Genomic DNA, 24,807 nt, shown 5'->3' on the forward strand with positions numbered 1-24,807 from the left:
GAAGGAGACCCCGCCATGAAGGGTCGTCCCGCCCCCTCGCGTGTCGTGCTGATCGACGGCCGGCTGCTGCCGGAAGCGCTCGGCGTGGCGATGATTGAGGCCGTCGTCCGCGGCTTCTACGCCGAGATCCGCGCAGACGACCTGCTGGGGCCGGTGTTCAACGGCGCCATCGCCGACGCGGATTGGCCTCGGCACCTCGCTCGCATGTGCGATTTCTGGTCAGCCACCCTGCTGCGAACGGGTCGCTACGCTGGGCGGCCGCTTCCGCCGCATCTTTCCTTGCCAGGGCTCGGCGAGGCACATTTCCGGCGCTGGCTCGCACTGTTCAGGGCGGCGGTGCAGCAGCTTTGTCCGCCGGATGTCGCAGTCCTCTTCATGGACCGGGCGCTGCGCATCGCCCATTCCTTCCGGCTCGCCATCGCTTTCCACCACAACGAGGATTCGCTCGCGGTGCGGCCGATCCTCGAGGAAAGCCTGTGGGGCGGCGGGCCCTCATGCCCCCTCGCGCGACCGCAGCAGCATCGGGCCGTAGCACGCCGCGAACCCCAAGAAAGCCACGACCCACGCGCCGCCCGCCGCGCCGAGGAGCATCATCGTGTGCGCGGGCGCGAAAGCCGCGGCCATGCGCAGGACCGCCGCGAGAAAAGCAGCAACGTATATCAGGACCGTGGCGGGAGGCGCGGTGAGGGGGCGTCCTGAATGACCCCGGCTGGCGCGGGTCATGACCGCCAGCGTCATTAGCCCGGTGGCGCCGGCGGTCCAAGCGTGCAGGCCAGCCGAACGCGCTCCATCGTCCGCCATCAGCAGCGCATATCCCGACAGCCAGAATCCCACCGGCACGAAGGCGAAGGCCACGTGCAGGACGGTGATCAGCGGCTCGGCGAGCGTTCGGTCGCCGGCCCACCGGATGAGCCGCACCACCTGGAGGATGCCAGAGGCGAGCAGCAGCAGACCTGTCGGCTGCTCTATGGCCGGATGGAGGGGCGCGGCCGCCCAGCCCGCCAGGGCCAGCGCCGCGACCATCATGGCAATCAGGTCGAAGCGGCCGAAGGGCACGGGCTGGCGGCCGGGATTTTCCCGCTTCAGCCAGTTGGTGGTGAAGCTCGGAACGATCCTGCCGCCGACGATCATGATCAGCATGAGCGTCGCGCCGATCGCGATCCGGTCGCTGACGAGAGGGCGGCCGTAGCGCCAGATTTCATGGTGGAACAGCGCCTGCGCCAGCCCGAGCACCACGACGCCGGTCAGAACCTTGAGGTTTCGCCAGTTCCGTCCGGCGACGATCTCCCGTGCGATGACGCCGGCAAGGGCAACGGGAAAGAACAGCGTGAGTGCGGCAAGGCTCAGGGGATCGACGAAGCTCGACAGAACGACGGAAAGACGCCCCACCAGCCAGAGACCGAACAACCCGATGAGCGGCCGGCCGACCACGGGCAGCCGCCCCGTCCAGTTCGGCACCGCCGTCAGCAGGAAGCCGGCAACGATGGCCGGCACGTAGCCGAACAGCAGTTCATGGGTGTGCCAGGCAACCGGCGGCAGCGCGCTTGGAATGGCGATCAGGCCCAGAAACCACGGCACCCACAGAAGGATCAGCAGGGCCGCGAGTACCGCCCCGAAAGAGAAGAACGGACGGAAGCCGTAGCTGAACAGGACCGGCCCGCGCCAGGATCGCTGGAGTTCCATCGTGGTGGCCATGGCGCGTCTCTCGGTTCCGTACCGTGGGGGTGGTCCGCGCATCCTTGATCGCTTGGAAACGCAGCCATGAAATTGACGAACGTCAAAAATACGAGGATGTGAGCCTTTGCAACCGGATGTCGCAGGGGACGGCGGATCAGCATCGGCTGTCACCGAGCGTCGCCGGATCGGATAGCGCAGGCCAATAGGAAGCGAGCCACAGGATGAAGGCCGCGGCCCATGCCAAGCTCGCCAGCCCGTGGGCCGTCGGGGCGGCGATGACAGCACCGAAATCGGGCGCGACACGCAAGCCGACCGCCGCGACCAGCATGGCGAGGGCGAGCCGCGTCATCCGGCTGAGGCCGAGCGGCTGATGCGTATGGAGCAGCCCGGCAATGGCGAAGACCGCCAGAACCCCGAGCCCAAGTCCCCCCATCAGCGCGACATGCAGGCCGGTCGTCTCCGGCAGACCCGTCCTGAGCCGTGCCGCGCCGACGAGAAGCAGTCCGATCCCGGCCAGAGCGCTGGATCCGCCGAGCGCCAGAATCTCGCCCCGAAAGAACGATCGGCCGACGAAGGCCTCTGCCGTGCGGTCGAGAAAGGCGGCACCGGCGGCGATCGCCAGATAAGCCCGCGCCGTCTCGGAAAGCCCCGCGAGATCGCCGGCCATCATGACCGCGACCAGTCCGGCTGCCAGATTGAGCCGGCCGGGATGCGGCCGGAACGGTGACGTCGTCTCGCTCGGGTCGAGAACGAGGTTCGTGATCGGCACCGAAATGCGGGCGAGGACCAGCGACAGAAGGGCGAGCAAGGCAAAACCGCTCTGCCGGAGCGCCCCCTGGGCGAGGCCGACATCGCCGGAGAGGAATCCGTACCGAGTCACCGCTTCGGCCATGGTCAGCGCGGCGATCCAGAACAGGAAGGCGAGGAGTCGCGTCGTGCGCCGACACCAGGACACGCGCGCGACGAACAGGACGAGCCCGCAAAGCCAGGCAAGGTCGAGCACCGCCGCCACCGCCCCAGCGACATCCGCACCGGCGAAGCCAACGATTCGCCCACCGGCCCAGAGCGTCGCCAGCACGAAGAGCGGTCGTCCGCGCGGGCGCGGTGTGTCCGTCCATTCGGGAACGGCGGTCGTGATGAAGCCGATCAGCGCACCGCCGAACGTACCGATGAGCATCTCGTGGGCATGCCACAGGGACGGCGGCACCTCGCGCGCCAGCGGCAGGTCGTAGCCATGGACAACGACCCACAGGAAGGGCCAGAGCGCGGCATGAACCGCGGCGAGAGGGAAGAACAGCCTGAGACCCTCGTCGCCGAGCACGCCAAGCGTCCGCCCTATGCGGCCGGGAGTGGGGGAGGAGGTACCGGTCACGCCGTCAGCCGCTCGTCGATGTCGTGGATGTGCCGGAAGAGAAGGTCCTCCCGCAGGAAGCCACTGGTCAGCGCGAAGACGGCCGCGTCGTCCCGCTCGCCCGGCGCGCCGGGCAGCCGGCGCTCGCCGGTGACGCCCTGCCCGCGTGCGTCGAGCACGACGATGCGGTGGGCGATCCGCGTCGCCTCGGCGAGGTCGTGGGTCACGAACAGCGCACCGAACCGGGCATTGCGCCCCGCATCGATCACCAGATCCTGCATGCGCCGCTTCAGCGCCACGTCGAGCGCGGTGAACGGCTCGTCGAAATAGATGAAATCGGGATCGGTGACGAGGGCGCGGGCGATGGCCGTGCGCTGGCGCATGCCGCCCGACAGCTCGACCGGATATTTGTCGAGGTCTTCGGCGGCAAGCGCGACACGGCTGGCCGCGGCCTCCACCTGGTCGCGGCGCTCCGCGCGGGACAGACCTGCCACGCGCAAGGGGTAGGCGATGTTCTCACGCGCCGTCGCCCAGGGCATGAGGCGCGTCTCCTGGAACACCATGCCGTGGCGGCGATAGCGGCGTTCCACCGTTCCGCGCACATGGTCGACGATGCCCGCCGCGATATGGACGAGCGTCGACTTTCCACATCCGGACGGACCTACCAGCGCGACGATCTCGCCCTGTCCGACCACGAGGTCGACCGCATCGACCACGCGCCGGCCGAAATAGGAGTGGCCTACGCCGGCCATGGCGAGGGCCGGCGGGAAAACAGCCTCGGTCATCGCTTGACGCCCCATGGCCGCGCGGCTTCCCGCCAGCGCTCGAATTCGGATCGGATCGGGTGGACGAGACCGTATTCGACGGCAATCAGCGCGGTGACCGCGATCATCACCCAGGCCAGCGCCGCCGCGACATCGAGGCTGGCGCGCGCCGAGGCCAGAGCGCCGCCGACGCCGCCGGTATTGGCGAGCAATTCCGCCATGACCGCCACCTTGAAGGCCGTACCGAGGGCCACCGCGAGCGCCGGGAACAGATGGTCAGCGACATGGCGCAGGCCCAGCGTCAGGAGCCGCCGCAAGGGTCCGGCGCCGAACGCCCGGGCCATGTCGTCGAGGCCGCGGTCGCGCGTCGCGACTCCTTCGGCGACGCCGAGGAAGACGACAGGGGCGCTAGCTACCGTCACCGTCGCCACCACCGTGCCGTCGGTCGAACCGAACCAGATCATGGCGAGAACGATCCAGGCGATCGGCGGAACGCCGAGCAGCACGGTCAGCAGCGGCCTGGCGAGCCGCTGGCCGGCAGGGGAGTAGCCTGCGGCGAGCCCCGCCGCCGCGCCGATGAACGCGGCTGTTGCGAACCCCTCGACCGCGCGCAGGACCGTGACGCCGGCGATCCGCCAGTTGCCGGTATCCGACAGAAGCGCCATCCCCGCTCGCAGCGTCGCCGCCGGCGCCGGGAGAATGAAGTCGCCATAGGTCTCGTGACCCGCCTGCCAGAGGGCGGCCAGCAGCGACAGAGCGGCAAGTCCGGCCCAGCCCGACCACAGGAACAGGCCGAGCTGGCCGAAGCGGGCGGCGAGCATCACCGTCACCAGTAGAACGCCGCGTCCGGCAGTCTCCCGCCGATCAGCGCGGGATTTCCGTCCGCGATGGTCCGGAACAGGGTCTCTAGCTGTGCGCGCGCAGCCGAGGCACGGATGGCGACGAGGTTCGAATGCTCGATGGAGGCCTCGACAACGGGCCATGGCATTTCGAGCGGCGCGGCGGCGCTGCCGGCGGCGCGAGCGGGCGCTGCGAGAACCTGCCGGGTGGTCCGCTCCAGAGCCGAATGAAGGGCTTCCACGAGGTCGGGCCGGTCGGCCATGAACCGCGCCGTCACCGCTAGACCTGCCTGCGGCAGGGTCGCCTCCGGCCCGGCGATCTGCCGGAAGGCGGTCTGGACATCGATCACGCGGCTGACGCGCTTGCCGGCGGCCTGCGCACGCACGATCGCGGCCGAGGCCGCCGGCTCCGGCACCAGAGCGGCGTCGATCCGCCCCGCGACCACGAGCTGGATCGCCTCGACCGGCGTGCCGGTCGTGTCGACCACGATGTCGCGACCCGCGGCGAGCCCCTCATGCGCCAGGATGCGATTGAGGATGAACTCCGGCGTGTCGTTCCGAAACGGCACCGCAAGCCGCCGCCCCGACAGCGCCTTGAAGGATGTGAGCGAGGGATCGGCGGAGACTATGTGCAGCAGCCCGTTGGTCATCACATTCACGAGCCGCAGGCCGAAGCCCCGGTTGTGTAGGTTGGCGGCGGTCGTCGTGGGCATGACGACGGCCTGCATGGTGCCGGAGGTGAGGCCGGCCCGCATCTCGTCGGGATTGCGCCACGCGCGGAAGGTGACCTTGTCGGCGACATCTGAAAGCGCCCCGGCCGCAACGGCATGAGCCAGCGTAATCGAAGGCCCCGCAGGCGGCCCGTGCAGCACCAGTTCGCGCAAGGGAGCGGCACGCACCAGGCGGGGGGCCGCGAGGGCAGCTGCGCCGGCCAGCGCCAGGCGACGGCTCATGCCACCGGCAGGCCGGGACGATGACGAGGGAACAGTCATGGCGAGGGTCCTTTCCCGGCCGGTTCAGAAGCACACCAGCCCGCGCAGGTAGACGGAGCGGCCCGTGGCGGTCGGTGCATAGGTGAAGGGATCGTCGATATCGGTCCGCTCGATATGCTCGCGATAGGCGGTGTCGAGGATGTTCTCGACGCCGATCGTCAGGCGCACGTTCGGGCGCGACTTCCAGGTCAGCGCGGCGTCCAGCGTGGCGAAACCCGGCGTGCGCTGCTCGGAACCCACGAGGCCCGTGCCGTCGACGCCCGACCCCGCGCGGAAATTGCCGTCGACGCGATCCTGCGTCGCGACGAGGCGCAGCCGTGTCTCGATCTCGATGGCCTGGGAAACCCAGCCGGCGCGCAGCTGCGCCTCGGCCGCCGGAATCTGTCCGATCGGCCGGTCATCGGTGAGATTCTGGCCGTAGGTCAGCCAGCCGTCCGCACCGAGCCAGATGCCGCTGGCGAAACGGTAGCGCACCTTGGCCTCGAGGCCCGCTATCGCTGCATCGACATTACGGAAGATGCCGACATTGTCCGCGCGCAGCACGCCGGGCTGGCCCCGCGTCCGATCCCACAGGATGAAGTCAGCAACGCGGTCGCCATAGGCACGCGCGACGAGTTCCCAGCCCCCGGAGCGCCAACCGAAGCCGACCTCGGCGAGATGGTGCTGCTCGGGCTTCAGCCCGGGATTGCCGATCCAGGTGCGATGGATCGGGCCGGGATTGAGGGTGCCGCCGGCCTGAGGCGTGAACGAGATGAAATAGCGCTCGCGCGGATCGGCGGTGCGCACGACGCGGCGAATTCCTGCATAGAGCCGGCCATCGGCTGCGATGTCCTGTTCAAGCCGCAGCATGCCGCCGAGATTGGCTTCGCTGGCTGAGCCGCCGCCCGCATAGCCATAGGTCGCGGCGAAGAGCTGCCGTGCGGTCGGCGTGGCGCCGAAGCCGGGCGTCGCATAACCGGTCTCGTCGATGCCCCCGAGACCCGCCGAGACGAGGTCGAGCCTTGCGCCGGCAAGGACGCGCCGGCCGCTGCCGAGATCGTAGCGCCCGTCGAGACTGGCGCCGTAGCTCGTCACCCTGCCGCCGGCGATGACCGGCGATTGCGGCGCAAGCAGCGGGCCTTGATAGCGTGTCGCGTCGCGCTGATCGGAGCGGAGGAACAGGACGAAGGTCCAGGCGAGCCGGTCCATCCGGCCGTCGAGTGCGAGGTCCGCAGCAAGAGCCTTGCGGTCGAAGCGGGCGAGCGTCGCCGCGCCGACCAGCGGGCGGCATGTGAAATTGTCGTTCAGCCGGTCGACGTCCGTGTAGCTCGCCGAGAAGCGCAGGGACTGCAGATGCGGGTGCTCCAGTATCCGGAGGCCGCGCATTTGGACCGAGGTTGCGTCGAAGTAACGGGAATCGATCTGCGAGCCGCCATAGAGCGTGCCGCGTCTTTCGGCACGGGTCACGTCCAGCGAAATGAACGAGCCATCGGGCTGGGCGAACCCCGCGCCGGCCGAGTAGACCCGCCGCTCGTGGCCGAAGGCCACCCGGCTGCCGTCAGGCGCCGTATAGGAGCCCATGCGCTCGCCATAGACTGTGGCGCGCGCAAAGGCGCCGTCACGGAAGACGCTTCCCTGGGCAAGGCCATAGAGCGCTCTGCAGGCGCTGTTCCAGCCCGCCCCGATCGCGCCGTGGACACCCGGCCGCGGAAATGCCGGCTGGTCGGAGCCTTGGGGCAACAGCGTGCCCGCGGGGCCGCCGGACCACAGAGAGCACTGGGCGATGTCCGTGCGGAGCGGATTACGAAGGTCCGGCCCGCCAAGGGAATCGTAGATCGACACGGTGGCAGGTATCGGCAGCCGCGCGGTCGGCTCGCCGGCGTGTGCGTGCACTACCTGCGCTCCAGCGACCAGAATGGCGACAAAACTTAGGGTCGAGTGCGCCCCCTTCGCTTTCCTCGACTTGGCGGCAGGGCTGTTCATTGATTCGCTCACGATAAGTTGACTTACATAGTCAACTTTGTTTTCCAAGGGATCAGCTTTGACGCAAATCAAAAAGAATGAGAATTGGTGGTGAGATCGTTAGATGTCCGGGACGTATGGCCTCGACTCAACCGGTATGTGGAGGCGTCCTGTCAGGGGTTTCGGACGGCGGGTGTTGGCTGGGAGCGGGGGGCGCTTTTGACCCGGCTTCCCGGCATCATGTGCTGTTGATGCTCGCGCTGGGTGTCTTGCTTCTGGTGGCCCGTAAGGTCGCGTAGCTTGTTCATAGCGATCCTCCTGCGGTCGAAAAAGCGACGATGAGTCGCCAAGGCGCGTACAACATCAAGTGGAGGAACAAGTCGGCATGTCGGGCGTGTCCATGGTCCGGGATACGCTCAGGAAAGCCGCCTCGCAGAACAGCAACTAACGCTGTCGGGAGTTGCTCCAGCAAACTCAGACAAGCACGGCGGCCATCGCCGTGAAGTGGGTTCCGGACATACAGCGGCTGGTGCAGCAACAGTGGTTAGAGAGGGCGGCTCAGGCGGCAACTGCTGGGGGCTAACGCCTGTGGGCCGGCGGTCCCGAAGTCAGCTCTGACTGTGACGATGATGGCCCGACGGTCAGTTCCATGACGTTCTCCGCCCGCGCCTCAGCGCCAGGCCTTGCGATAGGCGCCGGCCGTCGTCTGCTGGCCTTCGGTCAGGCGCCACAGTTCGCTGGCCGGAATTGGCAGGCCTGCTGCTTCCGCCCTGCTAGCCTTGCGGAAGCCGCGCGAACTCGAGCCGCCGCTCGCCTCGCTGGCCGGCCGTGATGCGCTGACGACCATCGACCAGTGCGCCAGCGAACCGGATCAAGAGTGGGCCGCGAGATCTATGAAGGGCGCGTTCTCGCTGGCAGCGCCATCCGCCTCAAGGAGCGCGGCGGCTATGACAACGGCCCCAATTACGAGGGGACGATCAGCCGCACCGCGACAAACTTGCGGGGCGTGCTAATCCGCCATCAGGGGCTCGGCGCAGAGCGTATCGGGAGACGGTGTTCGCTCGCGAGCGCGAGATCATAGGGGACGTCCGGACTAACCGGCGCCTACCGACTGCCAGACATCGCAGTTCTGTTGAAACCGAATTTTTGAACTAGAAGAGACATCAAGCGGATGTGACGATCGTGCTTGCAATACTGCGGGTGCCTTCCGTTGGCCAAAGCACATTGCTCCGCCGCCAGTTCTTTTCCGACACTTCCGAAAGAAGGCGCAATGCGGCATCAATCGTTGCGCGCCAGTTCGCGCCCGGCTGCAACGGCAACCGCGCCCCGACGTCATCGTTCCGCTGGTTAGAACGCGCAGGGCAGCGTCCCCGCTGGCACTGATACAATTCTCTGGACCCCATTTCTACCGCCGCGGCGTTCAACCGCGTCCGAAGGATTTGCTTTCGGCTACCGGAATTTCGCGATCGCGCGCGGCGCGCATTGGCATCCGTCAATCCGTCTTGACAATCAAACTCCTCTGAGAGAATGAATGAATGTTCATTCGTACAAGGGACATCATCGGAGGAATTACCCATGCGGACGACAAGAAGATCGCTCCTGATCGGGGCGTCTGGCATTGCGCTCGTCGGCGCCGGCACAGCTTGGGCTCAGACCAAGGAGCCTCTAAAGATCGGCGTGCCGACGGCGCTGACGGGAACCTATGCCCAGCTCGGCGACGAGGCCAAGCGCGCCATCGAATTCGCCGTCGCGGAGGCAAATGCTGCCGGCGGCGTCGACGGGCGAGTCGTCGAGGTCCGCTTCCTCGATACCGAAGCGAAGCCTGAACTCGCTCGCCAGCAGGGCGAAAAGCTGGCACTCGCCGGTTTCAACGTGTTGACTGGCGCCATCGCTTCTGGCGAGGCCCTCGCCATGGGCCCGATGCTGGCGCGCTGGAACGCGCTGTATGTCGCGACCATCAACAAGGCCGACGACATCACTGGCAAGCAATGCCAGGGCCGCATGTTCCGCGTGAACCGGCCCGATTATTCCGACGCCGCCGTGGTGCAGCCTTGGCTTGCCACGCGGTCGGAAACCAAGTGGGCGATCGTCGCCGCCGACATCGCCTGGGGCCGCAACTCCGGTGCGAGTTTCAAGAAGGCGGCGGAAGCCACCGGCAAGACCATCGTCTCTGAGAATTATCCGGCTTTCGGCAGCAACGACTACGCCGCCCACATCCAGAAGGTCGCCGATTCCGGCGCCCAGGCGTTGTGGGTCGCGCTCGCCGGCCGCGATGCGATCAATTTCGCCACGCAAAGCAAACAGTTCGGTCTGTTCGACAAGGTGGTCACCGGCGGCACCAGCTTCACAACCGACGGTACGGTGAAGGTGCTAGGCGAGACCGTGAAGGGAATTCACGCCATCATCAACTACAGCGCGACGCTGGACACGCCCTCGAACAAGAAGTTCGTCGCCGACTGGGCGGTCAAATATCCGGGCACCCTGCCGACCAATTTCGAGGGCGAGACCTATATCGGCATGCAGGTGATCTTCCAGGCGGTGAAGAAGGCTGGCAGCGTCAAGCCGGCCGATATCGCCAAGGTCATGGAAGGCGGCAGCTTCGATACGATCCTCGGGTCGCAGACGATGCGGAAGGAAGATCACCAGCTGATCGGGCCGAACTATTTCGGCCAGGTCGCCATGGCCAACGGTGTGCTCCGCCCGGTCATCAACATGACCGTTCCGGCCGATGTTGCGACGCCCAAGCCCGACGGCACCTGCCGCCTCTGATCCAACCTGCTTCAAGTTCGGTCGCGCCTTGGGCGCGACCGCAGCGTGTCGCCCGGCCATGTCGCGGCGCGCCAATCCTCCCGATCGGCCAACTGTATTCGGCAGGGCCTGGTCATACCCTTCAATCCATCCCCCAAAATTGAGCGCCGCGCATTGACAGCGGCGCACTGAATGAATATTCATTCATCGTGCGGAGTGACCGCATTGCATCGTGCAGAAGGGAAGGCGTGATGGCAGGATTGAGCGGTCCCGGCCGCCTGGCGCCCCGCGCACGGCCGACCCGGAGGCGGCCGGCATGATCCAGATCATCAACGGGCTGGTCTATGGCAGCTTCCTGTATCTGCTGTCCGTCGGACTGGTGCTGATCTTCGGCCTGCGCCGCGTCACCAATTTCGCTCATGGCGGCCTGTTCATGCTGGGCGCCTACATTGCCTATGCGGTCGCCGCCTATCTGGGCTTCTGGACAGGCATGGTCGCCTCAGTGACCGCGCTGGCTGCCCTCGGCGTGCTCCTCGACCGGTTCGTGTTCCGGCCACTCGCCCACGAGGATGCGATCGTCACGCTGCTGGTCACCTTCGGACTGCTGTTCGTCGTCGAGGACCTCGTTCGCACCATCTGGGGCAAGGACTTCCTGACAGTCGCGCCGCCGCAGATTCTGTCCGGCGTCGTGCCGATGTTCGGCTCAACTTTCCCGGTCTATCGGCTGTTCGTCATTGCGGTCGCCATGCTGGTGGCCGCCGGCCTCGCGCTCTGGCTGCGCTCCAGCCGCGTCGGCCTCTATGTGCGGGCCTCCAGCGTCGACCCGGTCACCACCGGCATGCAGGGCGTCGATACCGATCGGCTCAGCGCGCTGGTGGTCGCCATCGGCACTGGCCTCGCCGGCCTGTCGGGTACGATTGCCGGCCCGCTGCTCGCCCTGTCGCCGTCGATGGGCGGCTACATCATCATCGATTGTTTCGTGGTCGTCGTGACCGGCGGCCTTACCAGCTTCACCGGCGTGTTCATCGCCGCCCTGCTGATCGGCCAGGTGCACAACCTTGGCATCGTCTTCGTCCCCGAGCTCGCCTCCATGCTGCCGCTGGCGATTATGGCGCTCGTGCTGACTCTGCGCCCGCAAGGCCTTGCCGGAGCCGGAAAATGACCATTCCCTCCGTCGGAACCAATTTGGCCGCGTCTCGGCCGGCATCGCGGTCGCGGCTGCTGCTGGCGGCGCTCGTCGTCGCCTGCGTCCTCGGGTTCGGACTTCTCGTACCAGCCCTGGTTCCGTCGCAGCTGGCGCTCACCCTGATGACCCAGGCCGTGATCAGCGCGGTGCTCGCGACCGGTATCGGCTTCATGATCCGCCAGAACGGATTGACCAGTTTCGGCCACGCGGCCTTTTTCGGTCTGGCCGCCTATGCCCTGGCGCTCAACGGCAAATTCGGCCTGATGCCGACCGAGATTGCCATCATCCTGGCGATCGTCCTGCCGGCGATTCTTGCCTTCGTCGCCGGCCTCGGCATCGTTCGGCTCCCCGGCCTCGCCTTCTCTATGCTGACGCTCGCCGTCGCCCAGTCGTTCCACGAGATCTTCCTGCGCTGGCGCGACCTCGCCAACGGCGATGACGGCATGGCTGTGCGCCTGCCATCCACCCTGTTCGGCATGGACATCGTGGTATTTCAGCAGCCTGCGACCATGTTCGTCGTCTGCTGGATCGTGCTGGTGGTGATCATCGGCGGCCTCTGGCTGATCGCCCGTAGCCGCTTCGGCCTGCTCACCATCGCCATCCGCGAGAACGAGGAACGCGCGCGCTATATCGGCTTTGAGACCGTGGTGCCGCGTGCCATCGTCTATGGCGTGTCCGCCGCGGTCGGCGCCATCGGCGGCGTGTTGTTCGTGCTCTACAACGCCTTCGTAACACCGGGCGTCCTGCACTGGTCGCTGTCGGGCGAGGCGTTAGTCATGGCGGTGATCGGCGGCGCGCGCGCCGTCTGGGGGCCGGCGCTCGGCTCGGTGATCTTCTTTATGTTCAAGGACGCCGCCGGCGACCTCACCGAGCACTGGCCGGCAATCATCGGCGTGACGTTGATCGTCGTCACCGTGTTGCTGCCACATGGCGTCAGCGGCCTGTTGTCCGCCATCGTGTCGAAACTGAAGGGGAAGGCCCAATGAGCGGCTTTGCTCTCGAAGGTATCGACATGACGCGCCGCTATGGTGGGTTCGTCGCTGTCGACAAGGTCTCGATCGCGCTGATTCCCGGCGAGATCCGCGGGCTGATCGGCCCCAACGGCGCAGGCAAGTCGACACTCATGGACGCGCTGTGCGGTCGCGGCGGCGGCATGACGGTCGGTACCGTGCGCTTTCAGGGACGCGACATCAGCGCGCTGTCCGCGCGGGCGCGGCGCCGCGCCGGTCTCGCGCGCTCGTTCCAGAAGACCAACATCTTCGCCGACCTTGAGGTGCGCGAGCAGATTAGCCTGGCCGCCAGCGCGGCAGAGAGCGACAACACAGAGGAGGTCATCCGGGCGCTCGGGCTTTCGGGCCTCGCCGACCGGCGCGCCGCCGACATCTCCTATGGCGACCAGCGTCGCCTCGACCTCGCGCTCGCTCTGGTCGGCAAGCCGTCCGTTCTCCTGCTCGATGAGCCAGCGGCCGGCCTGTCGATCAGCGAATCTCTCGTGCTCGCCCGCCTGCTGCGTGAGCTTGCCACCAGCTGGGGCGTCACCGTGCTGATCGTCGAGCACGACATGGACGTCATCTTCTCGATCTCGGACCGCATCACCGTTCTGCATCTTGGCAAGATCCTGGCCGACGGCCCCGGCGAGGAGATCCGCGCCAACCAGGAAGTGGTGCGCGCCTATCTCGGGACCAGCATCACATGACCCTGCTTCGGCTCGACGGCATTCATGCCTCTTATGGCGAGGCTCAGGTGCTCCACGACATCTCCATCACGGTAGAGCGCGGCGAGCGGGTCGCGATCCTCGGCCGCAACGGCGTCGGCAAAACCACCGTCGTCAATACCTGCCTCGGCATCGCCAGGTTGCGCAAAGGCACCATCGCCTTCGCCGGCCAGAGGCCCGCCGCGATCCGCCACTTCACCGCCGCACGTGCCGGTATTTCCGTCGTGCCGCAGGGCCGCCGGATCGTGCCGGGCTTGACGGTGCGCGAAAACCTGCTGCTTGGCGCGGCCGTCGGCCGCAGCGGACCCTGGTCTTTCGACAGTGTCTGTGCCCTTTTCCCGATCCTGCGCGAACGGGCCGACACGCTAGGCACCGCGATGAGCGGCGGCCAGCAGCAGATGCTGGCGATCGGCCGGGCGCTGATGGCCAATCCCGATCTCTTGATCCTCGACGAGCCAAGCGAGGGCCTCGCTCCGGTCATCGTCGACGAACTCGGCGAGACGCTGGTGGGCCTCGCCGCCGGCGAGACCAGCATCCTGCTGATCGAGCAGAATTTCAGCCTCGTTCACCGAGTGGCCGAACGCTACTACGTCATGTCGAAGGGCGCCGTGGTCGAGGAGGGCCGGCTCGAGGGCCTGACCAGGGAAAGCCTGAAGAAGCATGTTGCCGTCTGATCAGGCCGGCGTTTCGCCAATGGAATGAGAAGGAGCAACACCATGTCCGACGCCTATGCCAAGTACCAGCGCCTGCGCTTCGATCGGCCGCACCCGCGCGTGCTGCGCGTCACAATGTACAATCCAGAGCGGCTCAATTCCGCCGACGAGATCATGCATGGCGAGCTTGCCACCGTCTGGCAGGACATCGACAAGGATCCGACCGTCTCGGCGGCGATCCTCACGGGCCACGGCAAGGTTTTCTCCGCGGGTGGCGACTTCAAGATGATCGACAAGATCATCAACGATTTCGAGACCCGCGCGCGCAACTGGAAGGAAGCGCGCGACATCGTCTACAATGTCATAAACTGTTCGAAGCCGATCATCAGCGCCATTCGCGGGCCGGCGGTCGGTGCCGGCCTCGTCTGCGGCCTGCTCGCCGATATTTCCATCGTCGCCAAGGATGCCCGGCTGATTGACGGCCATACGAGGCTCGGCGTCGCGGCCGGCGACCACGCCGCGATCATCTGGCCTCTGCTCTGCGGCATGGCCAAGGCCAAATATTACCTGCTGCTGTGCGACCCGGTCTCGGGCGCCGAGGCAGAGCGGATCGGCCTGGTCTCGCTGGCCGTCGACGATGCTGACCTCGACGGCAAGGTGCTGGAGATCGCGGTCCGCCTCGCCGAGGGTGCGCCAAACGCCATCCGCTGGACCAAATATGCGCTGAACAACTGGCTGCGGCAGATGGGGCCGACCTTCGACGCCTCGCTGGCGCTAGAATTCATGGGCTTCACCGGACCCGACGTGAAGGAGGGCCTCGCCTCGCACGTCGAGAAGCGCAAGCCGGCGTTCCCGAAGAGCTCTCCGCTCTAACCTGACCCACAACCGGCGGCGAAAAGACTGTCGGGGACAAGAAGTGGCGGTGCCTCGAGGGCGGCGCCTGAGACGGACCGCCCGAGGGAGTGGACGATGCATATGGACGGGTTTGCCGCGCGCCGCGACGCCATGGTCAAGGCCAGGTTCTGGAAGAACCGGACTTTGCTCGACGATTTCGACCTTCGACTAAAGGACGGCCCTCAAGCGCTTGCCATCGTCGCACATGACGCCATGACCGGCAGCCAGACGCGGCTGACCTATGGCGAGCTCGGCGAGCGCGTGACGCGCATCGCCTTCAATCTCGCCGGCCTCGGCATCGCCCCCGGCGACATCGTCTCCTACCAACTGCCGAACTGGTGGCAGTTCGTGGCGCTGCATCTCGCCTGTCTGCGCATCGGCGCGATCACCAATCCGATCATGCCGATCCTGCGGCGGCGCGAGCTGGAATTCATGCTCAACCACGCCCGCTCTAAGGTGATCGTAACGCCGCGGCGGTTCCGCGATTTCGACCATGGCGCGATGATCGCGGGCATGCGCGACGCGCTGCCGCATCTCGACCACGCGCTGGTGATAGGCGGCGAGGATGAGGCGGCGTTCGAGCGCCTGCACGACCAGCCGGTTGATGGGAAGGCGGCAGAGGCGCTGTTCGCCGCTCGACGGCCGAAACCGGACGACATCATCCAGGTGCTCTATACCTCCGGGACGACCGGCGAGCCGAAGGGTGTGATGCACACGTCGAACACCCAGATCAGCAATCTCGGCCCCTATATCGAGCGGCTTCACCTGTCGGGCCGGGACATCGTGTTCATGGCATCCCCGCTTGCCCACCAGACCGGCTTCATGTACGGCCTGATGATGCCGATCGTCCTCGGCTGCCATGTAGTGCTGCAGGACATCTGGAATCGCAAGGTTGCCGCCGACCTGTTCGCGGCTGAGCGGCCGAGCTTCACCATGGCCTCGACCCCTTTCCTCGCCGACCTCACAGACGAGGCCGAGGCGAGACCCGAAGCCTTCCGGTCGCTCCGGGTGTTCTTGTCGGCCGGCGCGCCGATTCCGCGCGTTCTGGTGCGCCGCGCCACCGACCACATGGGTGCGACGATCGCATCGGGATGGGGCATGACCGAGAATGGCGCGGTGACCGTCACCAAGCCGGAAGATCCGCCGGAAAAGGCCTTCGAGACCGATGGCTGCCCCCTGCCCGGCATGGAAGTGCGCGTCGTCGATCCCGCCGACCGGCCGCTCGCTGCCGGCGAGGAGGGGCGCCTGCAGGTTCGTGGCAGCAGTAATTTCGTCGGCTATCTGAAGCGCCCGGATTTCAATGCCGTCGACGCCGAGGGCTGGTTCGACACTGGCGACCTCGCGCGGATCGACTCGGAGGGCTATGTCCGCATCACCGGCCGCGCCAAGGACATCATCATTCGCGGCGGCGAGAACATTCCGGTCGTGGAGATCGAGGGCCTCGTCTACAAGCACCCCGACATCAATGACGTCGCCATTGTCGCCATGCCGGACGATCGCCTCGGCGAGCGCGCCTGCGCCTTCATCACCACCAAGCCGGGCACTGAGGTGACGCTTGGCGACGTCACGGCCTTCCTGTCGAGCCTGGACATTACCAAGAATTATCTCCCCGAACGGCTGGAAATCCTGGACGAATTGCCGCGCACCGCCAGCGGCAAGATCCAGAAGTTCCGACTGCGCGAGATGGCCAAGACGATGAAGCCGGGCGAGTGAGCGAGGCGCGAGCCGCAAGGAGGACGCTGTGAAAGCTGTGGTGGTCGAGCGCTTCGGATCGCCGGAGGAACTGGCGTTCCGCGACTGGCCGGAACCGCAGCCCGTGGCGGGCGAGGTGACCGTCGATGTCCATGCAGTCGGCCTCAATTTTCCCGACGTGCTGGTCGCGGCCGGCAAGTACCAGACGCTGCCGCCACTGCCCTTCGTGCCGGGCAAGGAATTCGCCGGGACAGTCGCGTCCGTCGGCGCGTCCGTCACGCGCTTTCGTGCCGGCGAGCGCGTGGTCGGCCAGCTGGAAAACGGCGCCTTCGCCGAGACTGTCAGGATATCGGCGGATCATTGCTACCCGCTGCCCGACGAGCTCTCGATGGTAAGGGCAGCGGCCATTGGCCTGACCTACCAGACCGCCTGGTTCGCCCTGTTCGACCGTGGCCGGCTGAAGGCCGGCGAGACCGTGCTGGTGACTGGCGCCGGCGGCGGCATCGGCGTCTCCGCCATGCAGCTCGCAAAGGCAGCAGGCTGCCGGGTGCTGGCCGGCATCGGTACGCCGAACAAGCGGGACTTCGTTCTGGGCCAGGGCGCCGATGCCGTGATCGATATGGGCGGCGAGAACCTGCGCCACAGCGTGCGCGCCCAGGTTCACGCGGCAACCGGCGGCCACGGCGCCGACGTGGTGATCGAGAATGTCGGCGGCCCCGGCTTCGAGGCATGTCTGCGGGCGCTTGCCTGGGACGGTCGACTGGTAGTCGTCGGCTTTTCCGGCGGCGAGATCCCCAGCGCGCAGGCCAACTACATTCTAGTGAAACACATCGCCGTGACAGGTATTCACTGGAGCGACTATCTCCAGCGGATGCCGGATCGGGTACGAGAGGTGCAGGCCGAGCTGTTCGACATGGTCGCCCAGGGCCGGATCGATCCGCCGATCTGCGCGGTGCTACCAATCGGCAGGATCGCCGAGGCCATGGACCTGATCATCACGCGCAAGGCTCTCGGCAAGATCGTGCTGGTCACCGAAGGCGGCAGTGGGCCCTCGGAATGAAGCCATGACCAGGGTTCCCCCGCCCGACATTCCCGAAGGCTACGAACCGGCCCCGGCATTAGACGGAAAATTCGATCGGCTCTTCGGACCGCTCTACAGGCGGGCGCGCGGCTCCGGTTTCGCCTTCAGGGTCGGCGAGGCGCACAGCAACATTCGCGGCGCCATCCATGACGGCGTGCTGACGGCGCTTGCCGACCAGACGCTGAGCCCCACCGTCATGCAGGCGATCGGCGGCATGGTGGTCACCGTTAGCCTCACGTGCGATTTCGTCGACGGCGCCCAGCCGGGCGATCTGATCAAATGCTCCGCGCGGGCGACCCGTTCGGTCGTCTTCGTCACCGGTGAGTTGTATTGCGGAAAAGGCTGTTGCTTACGGCAAGTGGGCTTTGGAAACGGCTGCGCCCGGTTTATCCAGCGTGATGAGGCGTTGTTCCCCCCGCCCCCGGGGGGACGATCGCGCCCAATCGGATCGGAAGACGATGACGAAGCCTCTGCCTCCCTCGACCAGGGCATTCGATCAGACGGTCGTCAAGAGCCAGGTTACCGACGAGAAACTGGTCATGCGCCGGCGCGAGCAGATCGTCGCGGCGGCGGTCGAGCTGTTCTCCGACCAGGGCTATTACCGCACGACCATCCAGGACATCGCGCGCAAGGCGGGTGTCAGCATCGGTCTGATCTACCAATATGCGCAGACTAAGGAAGACGTCCTGCTGCTGTCGCTGATGAGCGTGCTGGAATCCTACAAGCAGGAGATTCCGCTCTCGGTCACCGCCATCAGCGATCCATTGGAGGCGCTATGGTCGTCGCTGGCGACCTTCTGCCGGATTATCGATCATCGGCGCAGCGCGGCCGTGCTAGCCTATCGCTCGACCAAGTCGCTGCCGCGCGAACAGCGCGAGCTGATCAAGCAGCTGGAACTGGAGACCAACGAGTTCATCGCGCAGCGGCTGCGCGACTGTGTCGCCGCCGGCGTGTTTCGCGAGATCAATGTCGATCTCGTCACCTATCAGCTGGTGCTCTATGCCCATACCTGGGCGCTGAAATATTGGCGGCTCAGCCAGATCACCACGATCGAGGGCTATATCGAGCAGGGTTTTGATTTCTTTGTCCATGCGATGGCGACCCCGAAGGGGCTGATCCAGTACGGCCAGTTTCTCGCCGTCCACCGCGTCAGGGTGGCCAAGGCAAGCGGCAAGGCAAGCAAGACCGCGAGGAAGGCGAAGCCGGACGATCAGGTCTGAGCCGTTAAGCGCCGGTCATCGCGGCCGCGCTGAAAGGCGGATGCACTGGTCCGCCAAGGCAATTGCCGCCATGCGCCGTTCGGCGACTTGACGGGTAAAGCCGGTTCCCATATTCCGAATGAATGATCATTCATTCGGTGAACGCATGTTCAAGACAGAGACCAGAGGCTCGGTGCTCGCGCTCACGATGGAGCGGGCGCCGGTCAACGCAATCAACCGCGAATGGATCAACGGCTTCGAGGCTGTGCTCGATGAGCTCGAGCACTGTTCCGACGTGACCGTCCTGCTGGTGCGCTCGTCGCAGCGCACCTTCTCGGCCGGCGCCGACCTCAAGCTGATGCGCGACTGCTTCGCGACCGAGGACGGTCCCGACGCGATGGTCGAGACGGTCAGGCGGATGCAGCGACTCTACGACCGGATAGAGGCCGCATCTCAGGTGGTGATCGCAGAGATCGGCGGCGCGGCTCACGGTGGCGGCTTCGAGCTGGCGCTCGCCTGCGATCTCAGGGTGGCGGCAGAGGGTGCGCCGCTCGGCCTGCCGGAGACGCGCCTCGGCCTGCTGCCGGGAGCCGGCGGCACGCAGCGCATGTCAAGGCTCTGCGGCCCGGGCGTCGCCCGGCGCATGATTCTCACCGCCGAGGTGATCAGTGGAGCGCAGGCGCTCCGCCTCGGCCTGGTCCAGTGGGCGGTGCCGGCAGACGAACTCGAAGCGTTCGCGCGCGCGCTCGCCGAGCGAGTCGCCACCATGTCGCCGAAGGCGCTCGCCGCCTGCAAGCGCTGCTTCAGTGCGGCCGACGCCGAACTCAGCGCCGGCATGCTGATCGAGCTGCTTGAAACCCATAAGCTTCTCAATACCGGCGACACCCGCGGGCGGATCGCCGCCTTTTTGGACCGATGAGGACATGACCATGAGGCTCGAAGGCAAGACCGTCGTCGTCACGGGGGCGGCATCGGGCATTGGACTGGCGGCCGCCGCGATGCTCGGCCATGCCGGCGCCGACGTCGTGCTGGCCGATCTGTCGACCGACAGGGGCGAGGTGCAGGCTGAGGCGATGCGCAAGGCCGGGCTGAAGGCCACCTTCGTGCATGTCGACGTGGCGTCCGACGAATCGATCGCGGCCTTCGCCCGCGCCGTGCTGGGTCGCGGCGAGGTCCATGTGCTGGTCAACGGCGCCGGCTGGGGCAAGGGCCAGCCCTTCGTCGAAAACGACGCAGCGTTCTGGGAGCGCGTCGTCGACATCAACCTGATGGGGCCGATCAAGCTGATCCGCGCCCTCATCGACCCGATGATCGCCCGCCGCTCCGGCAAGATCGTCAATGTCGCCAGCGATGCCGGCCGCGTCGGCTCGTCCGGCGAGACGGTCTATTCCGGCGCCAAGGGCGGCTTGATCAGCTTCTCGAAGGGCCTCGCCCGCGAGATGGCGCGCTATTCGATCAACGTGAACTGCATCTGCCCCGGTCCGACCGAGACGCCCATGCTGATGGCTTTGCCGGAGAACCACCTGGAGGCCTTCAAGCGAGCGATTCCGTTCCGCCGCTTTGGCAAACCGGAAGACGTGGCCAATGCGATCCTGTTTTTCGCCAGCGACAAATCCGATTACATCACCGGCCAGACGCTCAGCATCTCCGGTGGCCTGACCATGGCCTGATCGATCATCGACAAGAGGACATTCCCGTGCAGACTTTCAAAGCCACAGATTACAAGGCGACCCATTTCAAGTGGGAGGTCGCCGGCAAAGTCGGCACCGTCACACTGAACCGACCCGAGCGGAAGAATCCGCTAACCTTCGAAAGCTATGCCGAGTTGCGTGACCTGTTCCTGGAGCTAGTCCATGCGAGCGACGTGAAGACCGTGGTAGTCACCGGTGCGGGCGGCAATTTCTGTTCGGGCGGCGACGTCCACGAGATCATCGGGCCGCTGGTCCGCATGCAGGAAGCCGGAGACATGCCGGGCCTGCTCGCGTTCACGCGCATGACCGGCGATCTCGTGAAAGCCATGCGCCATTGCCCGCAGCCGATCATCGCGGCGGTAGATGGCATCTGCGCAGGCGCCGGCGCCATCGTCGCCATGGCCTCCGACATGCGCATCGGCACCCCCCGCGCCAAGACCGCCTTCCTGTTCGTGCGGGTCGGCCTCGCCGGCGCCGACATGGGCGCCTGTGCGATCCTGCCGCGCATTATCGGCCAGGGTCGCGCCTCCGAGCTGCTCTATACCGGCCGTTCAATGTCGGCTGAGGAGGCTGACAAGTGGGGCTTCTTCAATCGGGTCGTCTCGCCCGACGACGTGCTGGCCGAGGCGCAGAAGCTGGCCAAGGAACTCGCCGACGGCCCGACCTTCGCCCACGGCATGACCAAGACTTGCCTGCATCAGGAATGGTCGATGGACATCGACAGCGCCATCGAGGCCGAAGCTCAGGCGCAGGCGATCTGCATGCAGACCAAGGATTACGGGCGCGCCTACAACGCCTTCGTCGCCAAGCAGAAGCCGGTCTTCGAGGGCAATTGATCATGCAGTCGCCCGGTCGAGCCGAGGAGGGCGCCAATGCTCTCCGCTGATTTCCTCGCGCTACCGTTGTTCGACGACGAGCATCGCGCTTTCGCTGGCCGACTGGGCGCCTGGGCCGAAGCAACGGTGCCGGCCCTCGTCGATCACCACGATGTCGACGGTTCCTGCCGCCGGCTGGTGACGGCGCTCGGTGAGGCGGGCTTTCTGAAGGCTTGCGTGCCCGGCGATCAGGGCGGCCTTCGTCCTGCCCTCGACGTGAGCACGCTCTGCATCGCCCGCGCGACGCTCGGCTATGTCGACGGCCTCGCCGACTTCGCCTTCGCCATGCAGGGCCTCGGCACCGGGCCGATCTCGCTGTTCGGTACGCCCGCGCAGAAGGCCGCGGCCTGCCCCTCGGTGCGCGACGGCACGGCGATCGCGGCCTTCGCGCTCTCCGAACCCGATGCGGGGTCGGACGTCGCGGCCCTCTCCACGACCGCGACGAAGGTCGCTGGCGGCTGGCGGCTTGACGGCACCAAGACCTGGATCTCCAACGGCGGCATCGCCGACCGCTACGTGGTCTTCGCCCGCGCCGGCGAGGCACCGGGCGCGCGCGGCATCTCCGCCTTCATCGTCCCAGCGGCAACGTCCGGCTTGACGGTGAAGGAGCGCATTGACGTCATCGCCCCGCATCCGCTGGCGACCCTCGACTTCAAGAATTGTGTCGTGCCGGAGGCTGCGCTGCTCGGCCGCCCCGGTCAGGGCTTCGCCATCGCCATGGCGACACTCGACGTGTTCCGCTCCACCGTCGCCGCCGCGGCGCTCGGCATGGGCAACCGCGCGCTCGCCGAGGCGAGCCGGCGCGCGGTTTCACGCCAGATGTTCGGCGCCTCGCTCGCCGACCTCCAGCTGACGCAGGCCTCACTCGCCGACAGCGTGGCGGAACTGGAGGCCTCGGCCCTGCTCATTTTCCGGGCCGCCTGGGAGAAGGATCAGGGCCGCGAGCGCATCACGAAGGAAGCGGCCATCGCCAAGATGGTGGCGACTGAAAGCGCCCAGAGGGTGATCGACCGAGCCATCCAGGTGTTCGGTGGCCTCGGCGTGAAGAAGGGCGAGAAAGTCGAGGAGCTCTATCGCGATATCCGCGCGCTGCGCATCTACGAGGGCGCGACCGAGGTCCAGAAGATCGTCATCGCCCGCGCGCACCTCGCAAAATTTCAGAACTAGATAACATCCGCCGGGACGAACGCCATGATCCTCACCGAACAGCAGACGATGATCCGCGACATGGCGCGCCAGTTCGCGCGCGCGCAGCTGGCGCCCAAGGCCGCCCTGTGGGATCGCGAAAGCCATTTCCCGATGGCGGAAATCCGTGAGATGGGCCGCCTCGGGCTGATGGGCATGAACGTGCCGGTCGAGTGGGGTGGCGTCGGCGCAGACTACGTGTCGACCGCGCTGGCGCTCGAGGAGATCGCGGCCGGCGATGCCGGCACCTCCACCGTTATGAGCGGGCACAATTCAGTCGGCTGCATGCCGATCGCCAATTTCGGCAACGACGATCAGAAAGAACGGTTCCTCAAGCCGATGGCCGAAGGGCGCATGATCTCGGCCTTCCTGCTGACCGAGGCCCATGGCGGCTCGGACGCCGGCGCGCTCACCACCCGCGCCGTGCGCGACGGCGATCATTACGTGCTGAACGGTACCAAGCAGTTCATCACCACCGGCAGCAATGCCGATGTCGCGCTGATCTTCGCCCGCACCGGCCCGCAGAACGGCACAAAGGGCATTTCCGCTTTCATCGTGCCGCTGCCGGCGCCCGGCTATGTGGTGGTGCGCAAGGAGGAGAAGCTCGGCCAGCATTCCTCCGACACCTGCCAGATCGCGCTGAACGACCTGTGTGTTTCGGTTGAAAACCGACTCGGCGCCGAGGGTGAGGGCTACCGCATTGCGCTGTCCAACCTGCAGGGCGGGCGCATCGGCATCGCGGCGCAGGCGGTCGGCATCGGCCGCGCGGCCCACGATGCGGCGCTCGACTATGCCCGCGACCGCGTGGTTTTCGGCAAGCCGATCATCGAGCATCAGGTCGTCGGTTTCCGGCTCGCCGCCATGGCGACGCGCGTGGAGGCCGCGCGCCAGATGGTGCTGCACGCGGCGTCCCTCGCCGATGCCGGCCAACCGTGCCTGATGGAAGCCTGCATGGCCAAGCTCGTCGCCTCCGACGCCGCCGAATGGGTCTGCTCGGAGGCGATCCAGACGATGGGCGGCTACGGATATCTCGCCGACTTCCCAGTTGAGCGCTTCTATCGCGACGCCCGCGTGACGCGCATTTACGAGGGCACCAACGACATCCAGCACCTCGTGATCCTGCGCGAGATGCAGAAGCGCAACGCCGCCTGATCCGCCGGAGGTCATCATGCCCGCGCCGCTGCCGCCGCTGCGCGGCCTGAAGGTACTCGACTTCTCCAACCTGCTGCCCGGCCCGCTGGCGAGCTTGCTGCTCGTCGAAGCTGGCGCCGAGGTGATCAAGGTCGAGCGCCCCGGCACCGGCGACGAGATGCGCGGCTATTTCCCGCCCCTCGGCGCGTCCAGCGGCAATTTCGCCCTGCTCAACCGAGGCAAGACCAGCCTCGTCGCCGACTTGAAGGACGCCGGTGACCTCGCCCATGTGATGGCGCTTGCGGCCGAAGCCGACGTGCTGATCGAGCAGTTCCGCCCCGGCGTCATGGCGCGCGTCGGGCTCGCTTATGAGGATTTTGCGAACCTCAATCCGCGCCTCGTCTATTGCTCGATCTCGGGCTACGGTCAGTCCGGCCCCCGGGTCGCCAGGGCCGGTCACGACCTCAACTACCTCGCGGAAGCCGGCCTCCTCGGCCTGACGCGCGGTGTCGATGGCGCGCCGGTCTTGCCGCAGGTGCTGGCCGCCGACATCGGCGGCGGCGCCTATCCCGCCGTGATCAACATCCTGATGGCCCTGCAGGGACGGGAGCGCAGCGGCAAGGGTTGCCATCTCGACATCGCCATGGCCGACAATCTGTTCGCCTTCGCCTATTGGGGACTGGCCGCCGGCTATGCCGGCGCCTGGCCGAAGCCTGGCCGCGAACTCATCACCGGCGGCTCGCCGCGCTACCAGATCTACCGCACCGCGGATGGGCGTTTCCTCGCCGCCGCTCCGCTGGAGGAGCGATTCTGGCAGGTGTTCTGCGAGAAGATCGGTTTGGCTGAGGACGAGCGTGACGACAGCCTCGCAGCCGAGGTCGTGAAGGCAAAAGTAAGCCGGCTCATTGCCGGGCGCGCCGCGGCCGAATGGCAAGCGATCTTCGGCACCGCCGATGCTTGTGTTTCCGTGGTCGCGACGCTGAAGGAAGCCGCCTCCGATCCCGCCTTCGTTGGACGCGGCCTGTTCGCGCGCGCCGTGACGGCGGGCGATGCCACCATGCCCGCGCTGCCCGTGCCGCTTGATAGGGATCTACGTGACCCGGCCGCGACGCGCGACGCCCCGGCGCTCGACGAAGCCGGAAGGCGGGTCGGCTGGCCGGGCAAGTAAGGACGGGCATGACATCGGAAGTGGGG

At 66.6% G+C, this 24,807-nt stretch carries 23 protein-coding genes and 1 pseudogene; 16 read left to right on the forward strand and 8 right to left on the reverse strand.

Annotated elements, in window-relative coordinates:
- The 8 genes from JNK84_RS14300 to JNK84_RS14335 form a co-directional block, all read right to left on the reverse strand.
- Positions 1–195, reverse strand: a 195-nt coding sequence (locus JNK84_RS14300; protein WP_293425071.1) for a hypothetical protein, incomplete at its 3' end; no start/stop codon positions are given.
- Between the two features lie 297 nt (positions 196–492).
- Positions 493–1,695, reverse strand: coding sequence for an NnrS family protein (locus tag JNK84_RS14305; protein ID WP_293425072.1), 1,203 nt, complete (start codon positions 1,693–1,695; stop codon positions 493–495).
- 136 nt (positions 1,696–1,831) lie between these two features.
- Entirely contained in the window at positions 1,832–3,049 is a 1,218-nt protein-coding gene (locus tag JNK84_RS14310; RefSeq protein WP_293425073.1) for an NnrS family protein, read from the reverse strand.
- Positions 3,046–3,813, reverse strand: coding sequence for an ABC transporter ATP-binding protein (locus JNK84_RS14315; RefSeq protein ID WP_293425074.1), 768 nt, complete (start codon positions 3,811–3,813; stop codon positions 3,046–3,048). The genes JNK84_RS14310 and JNK84_RS14315 overlap by 4 nt, the downstream gene beginning before the upstream one ends.
- A complete protein-coding gene (locus JNK84_RS14320; RefSeq protein ID WP_293425220.1) occupies positions 3,810–4,613 on the reverse strand; it encodes an ABC transporter permease in 804 nt (267 codons plus the stop codon). The genes JNK84_RS14315 and JNK84_RS14320 overlap by 4 nt, the downstream gene beginning before the upstream one ends.
- Positions 4,614–4,618: 5 nt before the next feature.
- Complete coding sequence (locus JNK84_RS14325; RefSeq protein ID WP_293425075.1) at positions 4,619–5,584, reverse strand: ABC transporter substrate-binding protein; 966 nt, start codon at positions 5,582–5,584, stop codon at positions 4,619–4,621.
- Positions 5,585–5,647: 63 nt separating this feature from the next.
- Complete coding sequence (locus JNK84_RS14330; RefSeq protein WP_293425076.1) at positions 5,648–7,495, reverse strand: TonB-dependent receptor domain-containing protein; 1,848 nt, start codon at positions 7,493–7,495, stop codon at positions 5,648–5,650.
- A 739-nt stretch (positions 7,496–8,234) separates the two neighbouring features.
- Positions 8,235–8,411, reverse strand: a complete 177-nt coding sequence (locus tag JNK84_RS14335) for a hypothetical protein (protein ID WP_293425077.1) — start codon at positions 8,409–8,411, stop codon at positions 8,235–8,237.
- A 728-nt stretch (positions 8,412–9,139) separates the two neighbouring features.
- Between JNK84_RS14335 and JNK84_RS14340 the strand changes: the two genes are divergently transcribed.
- The 16 genes and pseudogenes from JNK84_RS14340 (at position 9,140) to JNK84_RS14415 (ending at position 24,781) form a co-directional block, all read left to right on the forward strand.
- Positions 9,140–10,333, forward strand: a complete 1,194-nt coding sequence (locus tag JNK84_RS14340; RefSeq protein ID WP_293425078.1) for an ABC transporter substrate-binding protein — start codon at positions 9,140–9,142, stop codon at positions 10,331–10,333.
- A 295-nt stretch (positions 10,334–10,628) separates the two neighbouring features.
- Positions 10,629–11,474 (forward strand): branched-chain amino acid ABC transporter permease, encoded by an 846-nt coding sequence (locus JNK84_RS14345; RefSeq protein WP_293425079.1) that lies wholly within the window; start codon positions 10,629–10,631, stop codon positions 11,472–11,474.
- Positions 11,471–12,484 carry a branched-chain amino acid ABC transporter permease gene (locus JNK84_RS14350; RefSeq protein ID WP_293425080.1) on the forward strand — a complete coding sequence of 338 codons (1,014 nt, stop codon included), beginning with the start codon at positions 11,471–11,473 and terminating at the stop codon, positions 12,482–12,484. Before JNK84_RS14345 ends, JNK84_RS14350 begins: the two co-directional genes overlap by 4 nt.
- Positions 12,481–13,194, forward strand: a complete 714-nt coding sequence (locus JNK84_RS14355; RefSeq protein WP_293425081.1) for an ABC transporter ATP-binding protein — start codon at positions 12,481–12,483, stop codon at positions 13,192–13,194. The genes JNK84_RS14350 and JNK84_RS14355 overlap by 4 nt, the downstream gene beginning before the upstream one ends.
- Positions 13,191–13,886: an ABC transporter ATP-binding protein gene (locus tag JNK84_RS14360; RefSeq protein ID WP_293425082.1), complete on the forward strand. Its 696-nt coding sequence runs from the start codon at positions 13,191–13,193 to the stop codon at positions 13,884–13,886. Before JNK84_RS14355 ends, JNK84_RS14360 begins: the two co-directional genes overlap by 4 nt.
- Positions 13,887–13,928: 42 nt before the next feature.
- Positions 13,929–14,738 (forward strand): enoyl-CoA hydratase/isomerase family protein, encoded by an 810-nt coding sequence (locus JNK84_RS14365; RefSeq protein WP_293425083.1) that lies wholly within the window; start codon positions 13,929–13,931, stop codon positions 14,736–14,738.
- A 102-nt stretch (positions 14,739–14,840) separates the two neighbouring features.
- Positions 14,841–16,472, forward strand: a complete 1,632-nt coding sequence (locus JNK84_RS14370; RefSeq protein ID WP_293425084.1) for an AMP-binding protein — start codon at positions 14,841–14,843, stop codon at positions 16,470–16,472.
- A 28-nt stretch (positions 16,473–16,500) separates the two neighbouring features.
- Entirely contained in the window at positions 16,501–17,511 is a 1,011-nt protein-coding gene (locus tag JNK84_RS14375) for an NADPH:quinone oxidoreductase family protein (protein ID WP_293425085.1), read from the forward strand.
- A gap of 217 nt (positions 17,512–17,728) precedes the next feature.
- A pseudogene (locus tag JNK84_RS23495) lies at positions 17,729–17,812 on the forward strand (hypothetical protein); the annotation flags it as partial.
- Between the two features lie 178 nt (positions 17,813–17,990).
- On the forward strand, positions 17,991–18,752 hold the full coding sequence (locus JNK84_RS14385; RefSeq protein ID WP_293425087.1) for a TetR/AcrR family transcriptional regulator: 762 nt from the start codon (positions 17,991–17,993) through the stop codon (positions 18,750–18,752).
- Positions 18,753–18,924: 172 nt separating this feature from the next.
- Positions 18,925–19,650 (forward strand): enoyl-CoA hydratase/isomerase family protein, encoded by a 726-nt coding sequence (locus JNK84_RS14390; RefSeq protein ID WP_293425088.1) that lies wholly within the window; start codon positions 18,925–18,927, stop codon positions 19,648–19,650.
- Between the two features lie 4 nt (positions 19,651–19,654).
- Entirely contained in the window at positions 19,655–20,401 is a 747-nt protein-coding gene (locus JNK84_RS14395; RefSeq protein ID WP_293425089.1) for an SDR family NAD(P)-dependent oxidoreductase, read from the forward strand.
- Between the two features lie 26 nt (positions 20,402–20,427).
- Positions 20,428–21,258, forward strand: coding sequence for an enoyl-CoA hydratase family protein (locus tag JNK84_RS14400; protein WP_293425090.1), 831 nt, complete (start codon positions 20,428–20,430; stop codon positions 21,256–21,258).
- Between the two features lie 36 nt (positions 21,259–21,294).
- On the forward strand, positions 21,295–22,464 hold the full coding sequence (locus JNK84_RS14405; RefSeq protein ID WP_293425091.1) for an acyl-CoA dehydrogenase family protein: 1,170 nt from the start codon (positions 21,295–21,297) through the stop codon (positions 22,462–22,464).
- Positions 22,465–22,488: 24 nt separating this feature from the next.
- A complete protein-coding gene (locus JNK84_RS14410; RefSeq protein ID WP_293425092.1) occupies positions 22,489–23,634 on the forward strand; it encodes an acyl-CoA dehydrogenase family protein in 1,146 nt (381 codons plus the stop codon).
- A 16-nt stretch (positions 23,635–23,650) separates the two neighbouring features.
- On the forward strand, positions 23,651–24,781 hold the full coding sequence (locus JNK84_RS14415; protein WP_293425093.1) for a CaiB/BaiF CoA transferase family protein: 1,131 nt from the start codon (positions 23,651–23,653) through the stop codon (positions 24,779–24,781).
- Positions 24,782–24,807 lie beyond the last annotated feature (26 nt).

This window comes from Phreatobacter sp. (genome assembly GCF_016793595.1).
Taxonomy (GTDB): Bacteria; Pseudomonadota; Alphaproteobacteria; order Rhizobiales; family Phreatobacteraceae; genus Phreatobacter.